We start from the raw sequence: 16,911 nt of genomic DNA on the forward strand, positions 1-16,911 counted from the left end.
CACCTTATCTTAATTATCTTATTGCATTATTTCATAAATAATATTATTAATTAGTGGTAAAAATTGTTCAATTGTAAATAATTCTTTTGCCATTGTTGTAAACTCACTGACATTATTAATATTAGTATATAAAGTTAATACCATTTCATTAGCATTAACCTTTTCTTGGGTTTTTTTATTAATAAAAATTCCAGCCATATAATCAATTGATGAAGAATTTGTTTCTCTTCCTGCTCCTAAATGCATTGCTAAATTATCTAAACCATAACAGTTATGAAAATTAATAAATCCCGAAACTGATGCCTTAATTTCAATAACAAATTTAACAGCATCTTTTCAAACAAAATTAGTAACAAAATCAATATCACCAGATTGCTGTTTAATAAATTGTTTAAAAATATTCAATGGCGCTAATGATTTTAGTTGCTCAATACATTTTTATTTTGCTTCATCAAAATTACTACAAATTTCTGCTTGTAATAAACTAATTGCACTTAGAGAGGTTACAAGTTCTAACAATGCTGAATTTTGATTTTTACCTTGTAAAAATTCATACGCTTCATAAACTTCACAAATGTTACCAATCATTCTTCCTAATGGTTGATTCATATCACTAATAATAACAGCAGTGTAACCTTTACTTCTTGAAAAATTTGTAACATTAGTCTTGCTAATTTTTTAGCATCATTTAAATTACTCATAAAAGCACCATTACCACACTTAACATTTAAAACAAGACCATCATCTCACCACTACTACCCATAGCAATTTTCTTAGCCATAATACTGGCTGCTATTAAAGGAATGGAATCAACAGTTCCCGTAGTATCTCTTAAAGCATAAACTTTCTTATCAGCCGGAGTAAAATCTTGTATTTGACTAATAATACTCATTCCGCATTCATTAATTACTTTTAAAAAATCATTTCATTGCAAATTAACATTAAAATTAGGAATCACTTCTAACTTATCAATCGTTCCACCAGTTTGTTCTAATCCTCTTCCAGAAATTTTTGCTACCTTAATGCCAAAACTTGCTAACAAAGGAGCATAAAGTAAACTTATTTTATCACCAACACCACCTGTAGAATGTTTATCAGCTTTAAAACCACTAATAATAAAATCAATTTCTTTTGTTGTTAATTGTTGATTTTGTTTTTTCTTATTAATTAAATCTAACATTCACATTATTTTTTTTCATCCTTATTTTTTAAATTAAAATTATTAATGACTTTTTGAATATTACTTTGCATATTTCTTGCTAAATTATCAGTAGTAATATTAATAAAATTAGCAGGGTCTAATGGTTTTTGAATCACAAGATAAATTTTTTTATTTCCTTGAGATTTTTTATTAAAAACTTCATAAGAATTAATAATAGCAACCGTAATAATTGGAACATATGCTTGATACGCAATTCTAAGTGCTGCTGGCTTAAATTCTTGTACTGTTGAACTATTACTTCTCGTTCCTTCTGGAAAAATAACCATTGTTCGCGGGACACGAATTAACATTTTCGCATCACTAAAAACTTCTAATGCTTGCCTTGGATTATTACGATCTAAAAATAACACATCAATTAATTGCACAAAGCGTTTAAATATTTTATGTTCTTGTAATTCTTGCTTAGCAATGAATGCTAAGGGAGCAAATTTACTAAAATCATTAATTAAAAGTAATAATAAAGCATCAAAATTTGATTGATGATTGGCAATCATCACACACCCCTTATTATTAACTCAATTTTCTAATCCTTGGGGATAAACTTTAACATTATATAACCATGCAAAATATCGCGCTCGCTTTTGCAATCATTTATAACGATATTCTTCTGATACTGAATTAGGATCACGAAGCACTTTCTTTGTCATTTTTTTTGCTTTTCTTAAAGTTTGTAGCAAATATGGCAATGTAATTATTACTCTTCATTTATTCATTAGTAACTTTCCTTTCATAAATTAATCCAACAAATTTATCATATTGTTTCTTACTAATTTCTTTAAATTGATGGAAATCAATTTCTGGAAAATAAGTATCGCCTCCATATGAATCATTAATAAGTGAAACAAATAATTTGCTGGCATAGGGGATTGCGATTTGATAAATCAAAGCCCCCCACAAACATATAATTCATCACCACTATGCTCATATTGTTTTAAAATCCCTTCTAAATCATTACTCACAATTACATCAGGATGATTAAATTCATAATTAGGATTTCAACTAACAACAATAGTTTTTCTTTGTGATAAAGGTTTAACTTTTAAACTAGCAAAAGTTTTTCTTCCCATTAAAATTGTTTTTCCGATAGTAATTTCTTTAAAATATTATAATTCTTGATTTAAACACCACGGCAATTAATTTATTATCTTTACCAATAACACCATTCTTATCCATTGCTCATACCAAAATTACCATAATTAAACTGCCGCTTGTCCTTTTGCCGCCGGATGCGATTCATAATATAATAATGAAAAATCTTCATATTTAAAATTAAAAATTGAAGTTACTGAACGATTAATTATTAATTTGCCTAATTTTTTTGGAGGTCTTGTTAATTGTTCATTTATTTGTTCTAAATGATTAGTATAAATATGCACATCACTAATTGTATGCACAAAATCACCAACTTCATATCCACAAACAGATGCTAGCATATAAGTTAATAACGCATAACTAGCAGTATTAAAATGAACGCCTAAAAATACATCAGCACTTCTTTGATATAACTGACAAGATAATTTATTGTCAGCACTAACATAAAATTGAAATAATGTATGACAAGGCGGTAATGCCATTTCTTCAATTTTAATGCAGAGATTTCAACTAGATAAAAGATGTCTTCGTGAATGGGGATTATCTTTTAATTGCTTTTCTAAATTTTTTAATTGATCCATAGCATTAAAATTTCGCCATTGTTTACCATAAACCGGACCTAAATCACCATATTTTTTAGCAAATTGCTCATCATTTTTAATTTTAGAAATAAAATCTTGTAATTGCCCACCTTTAAAATCAGGTGAATTTTGATATTTTTTATACGGTCACTCATTTCAAATATTAACATTATTTTGAACTAATGTTCTAATATTAGTATCACCTTTAATAAATCATAATAATTCATAAATAACAGCTTTTAAATATACTTTTTTTGTTGTTAATGGTGGAAACCCTTTTTGTAAATCAAACCGCATTTGATAACCAAAAAAACTAATTGTATCAATAAGGGTGCGATTAGGTTTATTTTGACCTTTTTCTAATATCTGACGACATAAACTTAAATACTGCTCCATTGTTTCACCTCATGATAATTTCTATTCTGTTTTTAATTTTAACATAAAATCTAATAACAAACTATTACGCTTAATAAAAAGTAAAAAGCTAAGGTAATTTAAAATTACCTTAGCTACTATGATTTCTTAGTTATAAAATTTTATTTTTAACAATTACAGGGCAGTAAATTCATCGTCTGGATTTTTATCAAAAGTTTCACAATCCTTAATGTTATATATTTCTTTAAATTTTTCAACCACAGGATTTAATAGGACGCATAAAGTTTTGTTAGGTAGGTAAATATTTGAATAAGTATTAAGACAGTCGGCAATGATTGTCTTTTTATTTTATAAGGTGTTAAAATTTTGTTCTTTGAAAATTAAATACAAGTGAATTAATAATGTTGGTATGTATTAAAGCACGATAAATTGTGGGTGGTCGTCATAGCCAAAAGAAGTTTACCAGTTAATAGATAACACCCTATTAGCTATAGCAATTTGTTTTGTTTTGCAATAAAAAAATGAATGGGTGGATTTCCTAAAAATATACACGCTATTAAATTAGTTCCACGGGTAGGATGCGGGCATTAAAGTGTAGAAATTTCTATATAGGGGCATGCTAAGTTTAAAAATTATTAAAATCTTTATATCTAATAATAAAAAAAATTTACTAGCAAAGCTTGTTAAAAACTTAAATCTGCGATATATAAGTGTTTAAAAAACTAAGTTAACTAACAACTTAGTTAATATAACTTAGTTTATTTATAAGAAAGGTAATTTATTATGAAAAACATTGAAAACATTTTCTTAAATACTAAAAAATATCTCTTAAAAGAAACACAAAACGCAATGTTTATTAAAGCACCAAAAATTCCGTGATTTAATGAACAAATCGGTATTTGGTTTCCAAAGCGATTTGTTTATAAAGGAAAATATGAAAATTCTATTTGCATCGGAATAATAAAAGATAGTAAATATCAAATAATTTTTTTAATTTTGTCGAAAACTCTTGATATTTATTGAATATACTTAATTTTAGGTATATTTTTATATGATAGAGGTGGATAATAATTATGGAAAAAATAATTCAATAACTAGTAAATACTTTAACAGATGATCAATTTTTAAAATTTTATGAAAAAGTCAAACAACAAGCAGAATTAATAAAAAAAACAAAAACGTTTAAATGAAATTGATCAAAAATTTAGAACACAAGGTATTTAAATGCCCTAAATGTGAATCTTGCCATTGCGTTAAAAATGGACATAATTCAGAAGGAAAACAAAAATATTTATGTAAAAATTGCCGTGCAAGTTTTGACTCTTTTCGTAATCATTTTATTTATTGAAGTCATTTAAATTATGAACAATGAAATTTATTGATTCAAATTTCATTGCTGGGGCAATCTAGTAAAACAATTTCTCGTTTTATTAAAACTACATTAAAAACTGCTTGATATAATCGTCAAAAATTAATGAAATCAAAACAATTAGAAAATACCCAATTAAAATTTAAAAAATTATCTGGTAAAATCCAAATCGATGAAACATTTATTAAAGAAATTCATAAAGGAAATTTCAAACATAAAACTGATCCACGAAGAATTCACCTTGACCCATTCGCAACTAATACTAAATGCTGTATTCAAATGGCAGTTGATAATAATAACAATATTTATGTTAAATCCACAAACACCAAACGTTTACAAAAACAATGAGTTATTGAAAATATGAACAAAGAATTAATTAACCAAAATTCAATTATTACTTCTGATATGCAAAAATTATATTTTTTAGTAGCAAAACAAAAAAATTCTACTTTATGTGTAACTAAAACAACAATTAATCCTGAAGCTAGTTATCGTAACTTAAATAAAATCATTAAATTACAATCTAGTCTTAAAGAAGTCTTAATTCATTATCATGTTTTAGGTTTTACTAATATTCAAAATTATTTAAATCTCTGAAAATGAAAATACCAACATAAGGTTTTAACTCCAAACCAACAAACAGCGGTATTATATTTTAATGTATAAAAAATTAAAGTAAAAATAGTAATTTTACATAAAAGCCTTTTAAAATTATCAAGTTGATGATTTTTTTTATTTTATCAAGAGTTTTCGACAAAATTAAAAATAATTTTTCATTGTGTAAAAATTCAATAATATGATAAAATGTTAACGAATAAAAATGACAATAACAAGAAAGGCAGGGTTAGTTTAGTAATTAAATAATATAATTAGCTGATTGTTTTACTTCTTCAAAGCAATACCCAAGAAAACTAAACGCGACCTTTTTTAAGTAAATAGTTTACTAAAAAAAATTATTTGCTATAATTACTTTTGGTTTTATAATAAAAAAATAAACTAAGGAGACGATGATGGCAAATATCAAATCACAAATTAAACGCGCAATAACAAATGAAAAAGCAAGACAAAGAAATGTTCATATCAAATCAGCAACAAGAACAGCAATTAAAAAAGCTAAAATCGCAATTACCAGTAATGAAACTAATATGCAAGAAACATTAAATCACGCCATTTCAATGCTTGACCGTGCAGAAAGTAAAAATATTTTTCACAAAAATAAAGTTGCCCGAATAAAATCTAAACTAACTATTAAAGCTAATAATATTAAAGAAACTAATTAACAAAAAAAAGAGTGTTAGTTAGCACTCTTTTTTTTGTTGCCTTACTTGTTTTCTGACTAGCAATAAAAACTATAAATCATGCTTTTTATTATTTTCATCCTGCTTTTCAGCTTCTAAAATTAAATCTTGGTCAAATAATGATGCATCAATAACATACGATTCACCTTTTAATGTTGCCTGCAATGCTTTTTGATATTCCAAATCCGCTTGCATTAACTTATCACGATCCAAACGAGGATTAATAGAAAATACAATAAAAATTAGTAATATCGGAATAATAGCAATACCAGCACCCAAAATTTTTAAAACCCGATAAACTTGAAAACTAGAACTACTTCAAATTTCCTCTAAGACACTATCAACATTATGAACTTGATCAAAAGCATTTTTAAAAAACTGAACAAACGAATTATAAGATAAAAATCCAAACACACCATAAATAGAATTAAAAAGAATAGCCATGATGGCAAATATTAACATCATTGGTTGCATCCGATATTTATCTCTTAAAAATTGTGGTTTTTTAAAGAAAGAATAAGTTAACATTGCATAAGTTAAAATTTCTAAAATTATACTTCACATTGACAAATTTCAAGCAATAGACGTTGGCCGAAAATTAAAACTTTTTGGCTCAGCTAAATTATCTTTTAAAATAACATCAGTTAACTTAATTTCAGCAATAAAACCATAAATATTAATACCAATAACAATAACCAACAAAAACATAAAAACATAACTTAAAACTCTTTTAAAAAACGGCATTGCTTTAGGTTTACCAGTATATGGATAAAAACCTTGATTATTTGCCGGATGAGTTGACAATTTTAAACCTTGCAAATTAATTAATTGTTCATTAACTTTTTTTTGTGAATCAGCCTCAGTTTCTTTTTCGCCACTATCTTTTAAAATTTGAGAATTATTATTAGAAATTTGTTCAGAATTATTATTCTGACTAGTTACTAAAACATTATCATTTTTTAATAATTGCTTTTGTAAATTTGAATCAATATTTGATAATTCTTTAACAATATCAAGAGAAATAACTGTTGGTGTAACCAATTCTTGTTTTGATATTTGAAAAATATTAAGAATATAAGTTTGTAAAAAATTACAATCATTCTCAATAGTTTCTAAGGTTAAGTTATCATCTTTAAAAATTTTTATTTCTTCATCTCTTAAATCAGCTAATACTTGCACAAAACTTCTCGCATAGCGTTGTCCTTCATAATTAGCGTGATGCTCTTGTTCTAAAAATAAAAGACTATTAACTAATCGTAAAAAATAAGTATAAAATTCATCATCCTTAATCACTTTAAGTTTCAATTTAGAACTTTGTAAAATATTAACTAATAAATTAACAATATTTTTATAAGTATTTTTGCTATTATTCATTAATAAACTCACCCTCTTACAATTGCAATAAAAACATCTCAAAGCCAATATTTTTATTAACATGACTTCTTTTTATATTATAATCTAAATTACTTAAACTACCTAATAAATAATGAATTTGTTGATCATCAATTTTTAAAAGATACTTTCCAAGAATTTTTAACCGAAGAGGATTAATAGTCATTTTTTGACAAATAGTATTAAAATCATAATTCCTTTGTTGATAAATTTTAATATCACGAATCGTCCTAAGTTGATTAGCCAGCAAACCAATAATTGCCAAAACATCTTGATTACTATTTTTAAAATCATAGTATCGTTGCCATATTTGTGAAATATCACGAACAATAAAAGCATTAGCTAAATCAAAAATATTACCATCTAAATAACGACTAACCAAAACATCAACATCTTCCAATATTAATGAATTACTATAATTAACAAGTTTATTTAATTCATTAGCAATAATTTGCAAACTATTAGGTAATCTTTCTAATAATAAATTTAAACCCTCATTAGTAATTTCAGTATTATGCTTAACAAAATAATTTTGAACAAACATTTTTAACTGACTATCATTTAATTCTTTAACAACTAAAACTTTACCTGTTTTTTCAATAACTTTAATAATTTTTTTTCGTTGATCAATATTAGAACTGTTAACAACAAAAAATATCTCAGTAAATGGTGCGGGATTTTCACAATATTTAAGTAAATTTTTAAATTGTAAACTACTTAATTGATGCTCACGAGAAGAAGTTAAAAACCAACAATCTTCAATAATAACAATTTGTTTACTGTTAAATAATGGTGGCATTGAAATAACTTGTAGTATCTCATCAATATTAGTATTTATCATACTATACTTTAAAATATTCATTTGTTGATTTTTATTAATAACATTAATTACTTTTTGAATTTGTTTATTAATAAGAAATTTATCACTACCATAAATTAGAAACATTTTATTCACCTTTTAGAATTATATAATATTATTTTATTAATGTTGATATAAAATGTTTTTAATTTTGTAGAAAACTCTTAATATTTATTGAATATACTTAATTTTAGGTATATTTTTAATATGATAGAGGTGGATAATAATTATGGAAAAAATAATTCAAGAACTAGTAAATACTTTAACAGATGATCAATTTTTAGAATTTTATGAAAAAGTCAAACAACAAGCAGAATTAATAAAAAAAAACAAAAACGTTTAAATGAAATTGATCAAAAATTTAGAGCACAAGGTATTAAATGCCCTAAATGTGAATCTTACCATTGCTTTAAAAATGGACATAATTCAGAAGGAAAACAAAAATATTTATGTAAAAATTGCCATGCAAGTTTTGACGCTTTTCGTAATCATTTTATTTATTGAAGTCATTTAAATTATGAACAATGAAATTTATTGATTCAAATTTCATTGCTGGGGCAATCTAGTAAAACAATTTCTCGTTTTATTAAAACTACATTAAAAACTGCTTGATATAATCGATGAAACATTTATTAAAGAAATTCATAAAGGAAATTTCAAACATAAAACTGATCCACGAAGAATTAACCTTGACCCATTCGCAACTAATACTAAATGCTATATTCAAATGGCAGTTGATAATAATAACAATATTTATGTTAAATCCACAAACACCAAACGTTTACAAAAACAATGAGTTATTGAAAATATGAACAAAGAATTAATTAACCAAAATTCAATTATTACTTCTGATATGAAAAAATTATATTTTTTAGTAGCAAAACAAACAAATTCTACTTTATGTGTAACTAAAACAACAATTAATCCTGAAGCTAGTTATCGTAACTTAAATAAAATCAGTAAATTACAATCTAGTCTTAAAGAAGCCTTAATTCATTATCATGGTTTAGGTTTTACTAATATTCAAAATTATTTAAATCTCTAAAAATGAAAATACCAACATAAGGGTTTAACTCCAAACCAACAAACAGCGGTATTATATTTTAATGTATAAAAAATTAAAGTAAAAATAGTAATTTTACATAAAAGCCTTTTAAAATTATCAAGTTGATGATTTTTTTTATTTTATCAAGAGTTTTCTACAAAATTAAAATTTTTATTCAAACTATCAATTACCGCATCAAAAAGAATATTTCCTTGATTATGAGGTAATTTTATTAAAATACTCAAAGCATTACCAACATTTAACATTTGTAATGATAATGATGAATTTAAATATGGGGCCAGCATTCAATATCCCCATACACAAACATATCCCAAAAATGCCATTATTTTTCCAACATAATTATTTCACCCATAATAAAACAAAATAAATATGGATAGGTTACAATAAGCTGGACCATATTTATGTGGACTTTCAAATAAAATAAAATTATTAAGAAAGCAGGAAAATAAAAATGGGGAAAAACTCATATTCAAATGAATTTAAAAAACAAATTGTCATGCTTTATCAAAACGGAAAAAGCATTGTTGAAATTATTAAAGAATAGAAATTTCAAAATCAGCCGTATATCAGTGAATTGAAAATTCTAATAATTTTGGGTCATTCAAAGTGCAAGATAATCTCACTGTCGAAGAAAATTAATTAATTTACTTTCGAAAAGAAAACCAACAATTACGAATGGGAAATGACATTTTAAAGCAAGCAGCACTGATAATTGGCAAAAAATAGGAATTATTAACAATAATAAAGAAAAATATTCCAGGCTAAAAATGTGTCAAATATTAAAAATAGCAAAATCAACATATTTGGTATGGCAACCCTTTTTTGGACACTTTTTATGTAGACTGTCATTTTCTAAATTCAACAGGCGTTAAATAATTTAAACTGCCATGTGTTCTAAGATTATTGTATCAATTAACAAAATCAAATAATTCGCATTTTAATTATGTTAAATTTTCAAATTTTTTACCCTTGATAAATTCCGTTTTAAAAGTTTTGTAAGTTGTTTCGGCCACAGCATTGTCATACGGGCAACCCTTCGCACTCAATGATATTTTAGTATTAAAGGTTATTAAAATTTCATCAATGATTTTATTTTTGAAATCATTACCACGATCAGTATGAAATAAAGTTATTTTATTTAATGGTCGTGTTATTTTATGAAAAGCTTGTTGAACTAATTCAGCGTTTTTGTTTGGTCCGGCACTATAGCCAATTATTTCTCGATTAAACAAGTCAATTAATAAACAAATATAATGTCATTTTCCTCCAACTTGCAAATATGTTAAATCACTAACAACAACTTCATTAGGTTTTTTGTTATTAAATTGACGATTTAAAACATTACTAATTTGGTCATTATTAACCATTGTTTTATGATTACGATATTTTAATTTGGTGTATTTAGAAACCAAATTATTTTTGATCATAAGGAATCTGATTTTTCGATGTGATAAGATAATATCTTTTCTCATTAAAACAGCTTTAATTTTACGAGCACCATAAATTTTACGACTTTTATTAAATGCACTGATAACTTCTTCTTCATAATTATTAACATCATATTTAACACAATTATTGGTTTGATAATAATATGTTGATTTTGCTATTTTTAATATTTGACACATTTTTAGCCTGGAATATTTTTCTTTATTATTGTTAATAATTCCTATTTTTTGCCAATTATCAGTGCTGCTTGCTTTAAAATGTCATTTTCCATTCGTAATTGTTGGTTTTCTTTTCGCAAGTAAATTAATTCATTTTCTTCGACAGTGCGATTATCTTGCACTTTAAATGACCCAAAATTATTAAAATTTTCAATTCACTGATATACGGCTGATTTTGAAATTCCGTATTCTTTAATAATTTCAACAATGCTTTTTCCGTTTTGATAAAGCATGACAATTTGTTTTTTAAATTCATTTGAATATGAGTTTTTCCCCATTTTTATCTTCCTACTTTCTTAATAATTTTATTTTATTTGAAAGTCCACATAAATATGGTCCAACTTATTGGTATGGCGACCCTTTTTTGGACACTTTTTATTTAGACTGTCATTTTCTTAAATTCAACAGGCGTTAAATAATTTAAACTGCCATGTATTCTACGAATATTGTATCAATTAACAAAATCAAATAATTCGCATTTTAATTGTGTTAAATTTTCAAATTTTTTACCCTTGATAAATTCCGTTTTAAAAGTTTTGTAAGTTGTTTCAGCCACAGCATTGTCATAAGGACAACCCTTCGCGCTCAATGATCTTTTAATATTAAAAGTGCTTAAAATTTCATCAATGATTTTATTTTTGAACTCATTACCACGATCAGTATGAAATAAAGTTATTTTATTTAATGGTCGTGTTATTTTATGAAAAGCTTGTTGAACTAGTTCAGCGGTTTTTTTGGTCTGACACTATAGCCAATTATTTCTCGATTAAACAAGTCAATTAATAAACAAATATAATGTCATTTTCCTCCAACTTGCACATATGTTAAATCACTAACAACAACTTCATTAGGTTTTTTGTTATTAAATTGACGATTTAAAACATTACTAATTTGGTCATTATTAACCATTGTTTTATGATTACGATATTTTAATTTGGTGTATTTAGAAACCAAATTATTTTTGATCATAAGGAATCTGATTTTTCGACGTGATAAGACAATATCTTTTCTCATTAAAACAGCTTTAATTTTACGAGCACCATAAATTTTACGACTTTTATTAAATGCACTGATAACTTCTTCTTCATAATTATTAACATCATACTTAACACAATTATTAGTTTGATAATAATATGTTTATTTTGCTATTTTTAATATTTGACACATTTTTAGCGCGGGGTGTTTTTCTTTATTATTGTTAATCATTCCTATTTTTTGCCAATTATCAGTGCTGCTTGCTTTAAAATGTCATTTTCCATTCGTAATTGTTGGTTTTCTTTTCGCAAGTAAATTAATTCATTTTCTTCGACAGTGCGATTATCTTGCACTTTAAATGACCCAAAATTATTAAAATTTTCAATTCACTGATATACGGCTGATTTTGAAATTCCGTATTCTTTAATAATTTCAACAATGCTTTTTCCGTTTTGATAAAGCATGACAATTTGTTTTTTAAATTCATTTGAATATGAGTTTTCTCCCATTTCTATCTTCCTACTTTCTTAATAATTTTATTTTATTTGAAAGTCCACATAAATATGGTCCAACTTATTGTAACCCATCCATATAACCTATTCATTCTAATGAGTGGACTTTTATTTTAAAATTAGGATTATTACGCTAAAGTCCATAATAGTGTTCTACAATTTCAGCAACACTATAATAAACGCCGACTAACTAATTGGTTTCGCAAGAATATATAACATAACAATATTTTTTAGCCATTTCGTACTTGTTCAAGATTTAATAACTAATTTAAATCAGTTTCTTTTATTCATTCGGGAATAATATAATTAAAATTAATATCTTTATCAAGTTCAGATTTTTTAATATTTTCTAAAAATTTTTGTCGATTTTTAATTTTAACTTCTTCATACAAATTAATAATTTCTTGCCCCTTAATGGTTGTAATTTTCTGTGCACCGTTGGTATCATACTTAATAACTTCATAATCATTTTCTGTAAAAATACCGACCACCATCTGATTTGCATATTTAATTGATGGGTATACTAGTTTGCGAGGAACTCAAGAACCACCACCACTATTGGGAATTGATAGTAAAATCACATTTGTTGTTTCGGCAACAATATATTTTTTATTCAAAAATAAATTTTTTAGTTAGCTAACTAGGTGCGAGAAATGCTCGAAATTACCAAAAAGCATTTTTTGGTGCACCTAAGAAGTGTTCTCATATTTACAACACAATTTTTAGATAGAATTTAGTTTTTTGTTTGAACAAGTTAATAAAGTTAGTTTTTTTAATTTTGTCGAAAACTCTTGATAAAATAAAAAAAATCATCAACTTGATAATTTTAAAAGGCTTTTATGTAAAATTACTATTTTTACTTTAATTTTTTATACATTAAAATATAATAACACTGTTTGTTGGTTTGGAGTTAAAACCTTATGTTGGTATTTTCATTTTCAGAGATTTAAATAATTTTGAATATTAGTAAAACCTAAACCATGATAATGAATTAAGGCTTCTTTAAGACTAGATTGTAATTTACTGATTTTATTTAAGTTACGATAACTAGCTTCAGGATTAATTGTTGTTTTAGTTACAGATAGAGTAGAATTTGTTTGTTTTGCTACTAAAAAATATAATTTTTGCATATCAGAAGTAATAATTGAATTTTGATTAATTAATTCTTTGTTCATATTTTCAATAACTCATTGTTTTTGTAAACGTTTGGTGTTTGTGGATTTAACATAAATATTGTTATTATTATCAACTGCCATTTGAATACAACATTTAGTATTAGTTGCGAATGGGTCAAGGCGAATTCTTCGCGGATCAGTTTTATGTTTGAAATTTCCTTTATGAATTTCTTTAATAAATGTTTCATCGATTTGGATTTTACCAGATAATTTTTTAAATTTTAATTGGGTATTTTCTAATTATTTTGATTTCATTAATTTTTGACGATTATATCAAGCAGTTTTTAATGTATTTTTAATAAAACGAGAAATTGTTTTACTAGATTGCCCCGGCAATGAAATTTGAATCAATAAATTTCATTGTTCATAATTTAAATGACTTCAATAAATAAAAATGATTACGGAAAGCGTCAAAACTTGCACGGCAATTTTTACATAAATATTTTTGTTTTCATTCTGAATTATGTCCATTTTTAACGATGGTAAGATTCACATTTAGGGCATTTAATACCTTGTGCTCTAAATTTTTGATCAATTTCATTTAAACGTTTTTGTTTTTTTATTAATTCTGCTTGTTGTTTGACTTTTTCATAAAATTCTAAAAATTGATCATCTGTTAAAGTATTTACTAGTTCTTGAATTATTTTTTCCATAATTATTATCCACCTCTATCATATTAAAAATATACCTAAAATTAAGTATATTCAATAAATATCAAGATTTTTCTAAAAAATTAAAAAGTTAGTTTAATTTTATTAATTAAAATACCTACCTTCTTTAAAAAATTATTGTTAAGAGGAGTATTCTTACTGGTCTAAAATGGTTATCTTACACACATAATATAAACCAATCTCCAATATGTATACGAAGTTGCATATTTTTTTACAAAAGAACAAAAAAGACGATAATTATCGTCTTTTTCTTATTTCCCTACCTCTTTGTGTTATACACCCTGTTAAATAACATAAGCGTTTTGACATCATCTATCTAAATATACCAACAATATCTAATTTTTCCTGTGAAATTAAACCTAGCTTAACATAATCTTCAAGAATTGTATGAGTTCAACCATCTTCATCAGTAAAAAAACGATTATTAGTTAAATATAAAATTAATACCACTAACACTAATAGTAAAACAGCAACAACAGCAACACCGCGCTTTCATTCTCATGCTTGTTTAGCATAACCTAAAAAATAACTAATAAAAAAACTAACGAAAAAAGTCGAAACTAATGGCATTGCTAAACGGTCACCACTTGAAATAAATGTTACAAACATAAAAACTGTTGGTAAAATTAGTCTTCTGCGAACAACAAAAGCTGAAAAATCATTTTTAGTAAAACTAAAAATATAAAGTGGTGGAATTACCATTCATGCTCAATATAAAGGTCCTGTTAAAATATTTGGTATCTTTTGCGACTTAAAATGATACATCGCACTAGCAACAACTGAATGAGTAAAGCCAACAATTACTGTTGTACAAAGAATAATTAACCCTAACTTTCATGGTTTATAAAATGACTCAACTAAACGAGCACAATAAAAAATAACTAAACACGATAAAAATAAATTAAACATATTATCACCCGCTAATGGATAAACTATTCATCGCCAAAACTGACCAGCTTGAAAAATTAAATGTTTATAAGAACCGCCTAACATTAATTGTGACTCGAATCCTCCATCAATTAAACTATTATCATTTTTTCCTTGCAAAATCTCACGAATTTGTGGCACAAAAAATGGCACTAAAATTGGCACTAGCATGGGAATAAATGTAAACACATAAGCTAAAAATATATTTTGCTTAGTTGTTAAATTATGAAAATCCTTCATTCTTTTTTGTAATAACGAACCTTCTTTTAAATCATCACTAGTAATTGACTTCGGGTCAAAAACTTCGTCATCATTACTAGGTTTTTCTTGAAAAGTAATGGTTTTAATTTGATCAATTTGTGAATAAATTGGTTTCAATTGCGCAACTAAAGTTTCTGGATTAACAAAAACAATCCCATCGTTATTACTAAAAAGCAATGGTTCATGAATAACCTTAGTTAATACAATTGTTAATACTTGTAATTTACTATGACTACTAGTAGCAATTTCTTTACGAAAACTATCAATATCTAATTGATTTTGTTTTAAATCTTTTGCCGATCACATCTCTGGATGATTCAAATAATCCAAAATCTTAATAACTTGATAACTCTTATTAAATAAATTAATTAAATATAAATTATGTTCTTTATTTCGCTTTCAGCGTCATTTCCGCTGATGAATTTGATATTTTTCAATTTGTTTAAAATACTCAACTAATTGCATTTTTAAAATATCAAATGTATTTCTTTCCATTGTCATACTCCCTTATTAGATAAATCTTATCACTAAGTGATTAAAAACCTTATTGTAAACTATCTAACCTTGTTTTAAAAGATTCTGGTAATTCACGATTCAACTGCATTTTCTTACCACTAATAGGATGAATAAATGCAATCTCATGAGCATGTAAATATTGTTCATAAGGTTCATCTAAATCTTGTTTAATTCCATATAAATGATCTCCTAAAATAGGATGTTTAATAGAACTTAGGTGAACACGAATTTGATGTGTTCTTCCTGTTAATAACTCGCATTCAAGAAAAGTAATATTACTTTCTAAAAATCTTTTAATAACATTAAATTTAGTTTGAGCTGGTTTACTATTTTTAAAAACAATCGCCATTCGTTTACGATTTTTAGGATCACGACCAATGGGACCATCAATAAAGCCATTCTCTTTATTAATAATACCACGAACAAGAGCAAAATACTTTCTAGTTAAAGATTTATTTTGTAACTGACTAGTTAACTTTTGATGAACAGAATTACATTTAGCAATAATAAGTAACCCTGTTGTATTTTTATCTAAACGATGGACAATACCTGGTCTTGCGATATCATTATCAGATAATTTAATATCTTTAGCTAATAAAATATTAACTAGTGTATTATCTCAATTACCAACTCCGGGATGAACAACAAGATTTTTTGGTTTATTTATTACCAATAAGTACTCATCTTCATAAACAATATCTAAATCTTTTTCATCAAGATTTTCGCCTTGTCAAGATTTCTCTTCTTGAAAATTAATTGTAATCACATCATTTTGCTTAACATTATAGTTATTAGTAATAATTTGATTATTAACAATAACTTTTTCATTAGTAATTAATTTTTGAATTTGGCTACGAGAAAGTCCTCTAACCGCAGAAAATTTTAATTGCAAATACTTATCAATTCTTTTAATACTTGGTGCATCTTCGACAATAATAACTAATTTATTTTTCATC

The 16,911-nt window shown here is 25.5% G+C and carries 20 protein-coding genes and 3 pseudogenes; 6 read left to right on the forward strand and 17 right to left on the reverse strand.

Translation table 4 applies throughout. The features are described 5' to 3' along the window. Nucleotides 1-18 precede the first annotated feature (18 nt). The 6 genes and pseudogenes from I5Q57_RS02440 to thyA all read right to left on the reverse strand — a co-directional run bounded on the left by I5Q57_RS02440 (nucleotide 19) and on the right by thyA (nucleotide 3,291). A complete protein-coding gene (locus I5Q57_RS02440) occupies nucleotides 19-405 on the reverse strand; it encodes a hypothetical protein (RefSeq protein ID WP_215826646.1) in 387 nt (128 codons plus the stop codon). A 33-nt stretch (nucleotides 406-438) separates the two neighbouring features. Then, nucleotides 439-609, reverse strand: coding sequence for a hypothetical protein (locus I5Q57_RS02445; RefSeq protein WP_215826647.1), 171 nt, complete (start codon nucleotides 607-609; stop codon nucleotides 439-441). Between the two features lie 118 nt (nucleotides 610-727). After that, on the reverse strand, nucleotides 728-1,186 hold the full coding sequence (locus tag I5Q57_RS02450; RefSeq protein WP_215826648.1) for a hypothetical protein: 459 nt from the start codon (nucleotides 1,184-1,186) through the stop codon (nucleotides 728-730). Then, the gene (locus tag I5Q57_RS02455; RefSeq protein ID WP_246534714.1) at nucleotides 1,186-1,935 is read right to left on the reverse strand and encodes a lysophospholipid acyltransferase family protein; all 750 of its coding nucleotides are present in this window, start codon (nucleotides 1,933-1,935) and stop codon (nucleotides 1,186-1,188) included. The genes I5Q57_RS02450 and I5Q57_RS02455 overlap by 1 nt, the downstream gene beginning before the upstream one ends. Beyond that, a pseudogene (locus I5Q57_RS02460) lies at nucleotides 1,928-2,289 on the reverse strand (dihydrofolate reductase). The gene I5Q57_RS02455 and the pseudogene I5Q57_RS02460 overlap by 8 nt, the downstream one beginning before the upstream one ends. Nucleotides 2,290-2,418: 129 nt before the next feature. Beyond that, entirely contained in the window at nucleotides 2,419-3,291 is an 873-nt protein-coding gene (gene thyA, locus I5Q57_RS02470) for a thymidylate synthase (protein ID WP_215826652.1), read from the reverse strand. A 762-nt stretch (nucleotides 3,292-4,053) separates the two neighbouring features. Between thyA and I5Q57_RS02475 the strand changes: the two genes are divergently transcribed. From I5Q57_RS02475 to rpsT, 4 genes are all read left to right on the forward strand, one after another. Further along, a complete protein-coding gene (locus I5Q57_RS02475; RefSeq protein WP_215826653.1) occupies nucleotides 4,054-4,338 on the forward strand; it encodes a hypothetical protein in 285 nt (94 codons plus the stop codon). Next, a complete protein-coding gene (locus I5Q57_RS09600) occupies nucleotides 4,322-4,456 on the forward strand; it encodes a hypothetical protein (RefSeq protein ID WP_256444908.1) in 135 nt (44 codons plus the stop codon). Before I5Q57_RS02475 ends, I5Q57_RS09600 begins: the two co-directional genes overlap by 17 nt. Then, nucleotides 4,457-5,305: an IS1/IS1595 family N-terminal zinc-binding domain-containing protein gene (locus I5Q57_RS02480; RefSeq protein ID WP_215826654.1), complete on the forward strand. Its 849-nt coding sequence runs from the start codon at nucleotides 4,457-4,459 to the stop codon at nucleotides 5,303-5,305. 344 nt (nucleotides 5,306-5,649) lie between these two features. Continuing rightward, complete coding sequence (gene rpsT / locus I5Q57_RS02485; RefSeq protein WP_215826655.1) at nucleotides 5,650-5,919, forward strand: 30S ribosomal protein S20; 270 nt, start codon at nucleotides 5,650-5,652, stop codon at nucleotides 5,917-5,919. 69 nt (nucleotides 5,920-5,988) lie between these two features. On the opposite strand, the gene I5Q57_RS02490 is transcribed toward rpsT, so the two are convergent. Next, entirely contained in the window at nucleotides 5,989-7,311 is a 1,323-nt protein-coding gene (locus I5Q57_RS02490) for a hypothetical protein (RefSeq protein ID WP_215826656.1), read from the reverse strand. Nucleotides 7,312-7,327: 16 nt separating this feature from the next. After that, complete coding sequence (gene holA, locus I5Q57_RS02495; RefSeq protein WP_215826657.1) at nucleotides 7,328-8,275, reverse strand: DNA polymerase III subunit delta; 948 nt, start codon at nucleotides 8,273-8,275, stop codon at nucleotides 7,328-7,330. A gap of 120 nt (nucleotides 8,276-8,395) precedes the next feature. On the opposite strand from holA, the gene I5Q57_RS02500 reads away from it, so the two are divergent. Together I5Q57_RS02500 and I5Q57_RS02505 are read left to right on the forward strand one after the other, a co-directional pair. After that, entirely contained in the window at nucleotides 8,396-8,824 is a 429-nt protein-coding gene (locus I5Q57_RS02500; RefSeq protein WP_215826658.1) for an IS1/IS1595 family N-terminal zinc-binding domain-containing protein, read from the forward strand. Between the two features lie 91 nt (nucleotides 8,825-8,915). Continuing rightward, nucleotides 8,916-9,233, forward strand: a complete 318-nt coding sequence (locus tag I5Q57_RS02505) for a hypothetical protein (RefSeq protein WP_215826659.1) — start codon at nucleotides 8,916-8,918, stop codon at nucleotides 9,231-9,233. Between the two features lie 140 nt (nucleotides 9,234-9,373). Here I5Q57_RS02505 and I5Q57_RS02510 read toward each other — a convergent pair whose 3' ends face one another. The 9 genes and pseudogenes from I5Q57_RS02510 to I5Q57_RS02555 all read right to left on the reverse strand — a co-directional run bounded on the left by I5Q57_RS02510 (nucleotide 9,374) and on the right by I5Q57_RS02555 (nucleotide 16,910). Then, nucleotides 9,374-9,577, reverse strand: a complete 204-nt coding sequence (locus tag I5Q57_RS02510; protein ID WP_215826660.1) for a hypothetical protein — start codon at nucleotides 9,575-9,577, stop codon at nucleotides 9,374-9,376. A gap of 510 nt (nucleotides 9,578-10,087) precedes the next feature. Beyond that, a pseudogene (locus I5Q57_RS02520) lies at nucleotides 10,088-11,196 on the reverse strand (IS3 family transposase). Between the two features lie 101 nt (nucleotides 11,197-11,297). Further along, a pseudogene (locus I5Q57_RS02525) lies at nucleotides 11,298-12,402 on the reverse strand (IS3 family transposase). A 266-nt stretch (nucleotides 12,403-12,668) separates the two neighbouring features. Beyond that, nucleotides 12,669-13,022: a hypothetical protein gene (locus I5Q57_RS02530; protein WP_215826662.1), complete on the reverse strand. Its 354-nt coding sequence runs from the start codon at nucleotides 13,020-13,022 to the stop codon at nucleotides 12,669-12,671. Between the two features lie 252 nt (nucleotides 13,023-13,274). Then, on the reverse strand, nucleotides 13,275-13,820 hold the full coding sequence (locus tag I5Q57_RS02535) for a transposase (protein ID WP_215827038.1): 546 nt from the start codon (nucleotides 13,818-13,820) through the stop codon (nucleotides 13,275-13,277). After that, the gene (locus tag I5Q57_RS02540; protein ID WP_215826663.1) at nucleotides 13,821-14,051 is read right to left on the reverse strand and encodes a hypothetical protein; all 231 of its coding nucleotides are present in this window, start codon (nucleotides 14,049-14,051) and stop codon (nucleotides 13,821-13,823) included. It lies immediately after the preceding gene. A gap of 2 nt (nucleotides 14,052-14,053) precedes the next feature. Beyond that, entirely contained in the window at nucleotides 14,054-14,233 is a 180-nt protein-coding gene (locus I5Q57_RS02545; protein ID WP_215826664.1) for a hypothetical protein, read from the reverse strand. 330 nt (nucleotides 14,234-14,563) lie between these two features. Beyond that, on the reverse strand, nucleotides 14,564-15,934 hold the full coding sequence (locus I5Q57_RS02550) for a DUF1751 domain-containing protein (protein ID WP_215826665.1): 1,371 nt from the start codon (nucleotides 15,932-15,934) through the stop codon (nucleotides 14,564-14,566). Between the two features lie 49 nt (nucleotides 15,935-15,983). Further along, on the reverse strand, nucleotides 15,984-16,910 hold the full coding sequence (locus I5Q57_RS02555; protein WP_215826666.1) for an RluA family pseudouridine synthase: 927 nt from the start codon (nucleotides 16,908-16,910) through the stop codon (nucleotides 15,984-15,986). Nucleotide 16,911: the final 1 nt, after the last annotated feature.

Origin of the sequence: Spiroplasma endosymbiont of 'Nebria riversi' (genome assembly GCF_018831625.1) — a bacterium.
Classification (GTDB): Bacteria; Bacillota_I; Bacilli_A; order Mycoplasmatales; family Nriv7; genus Nriv7.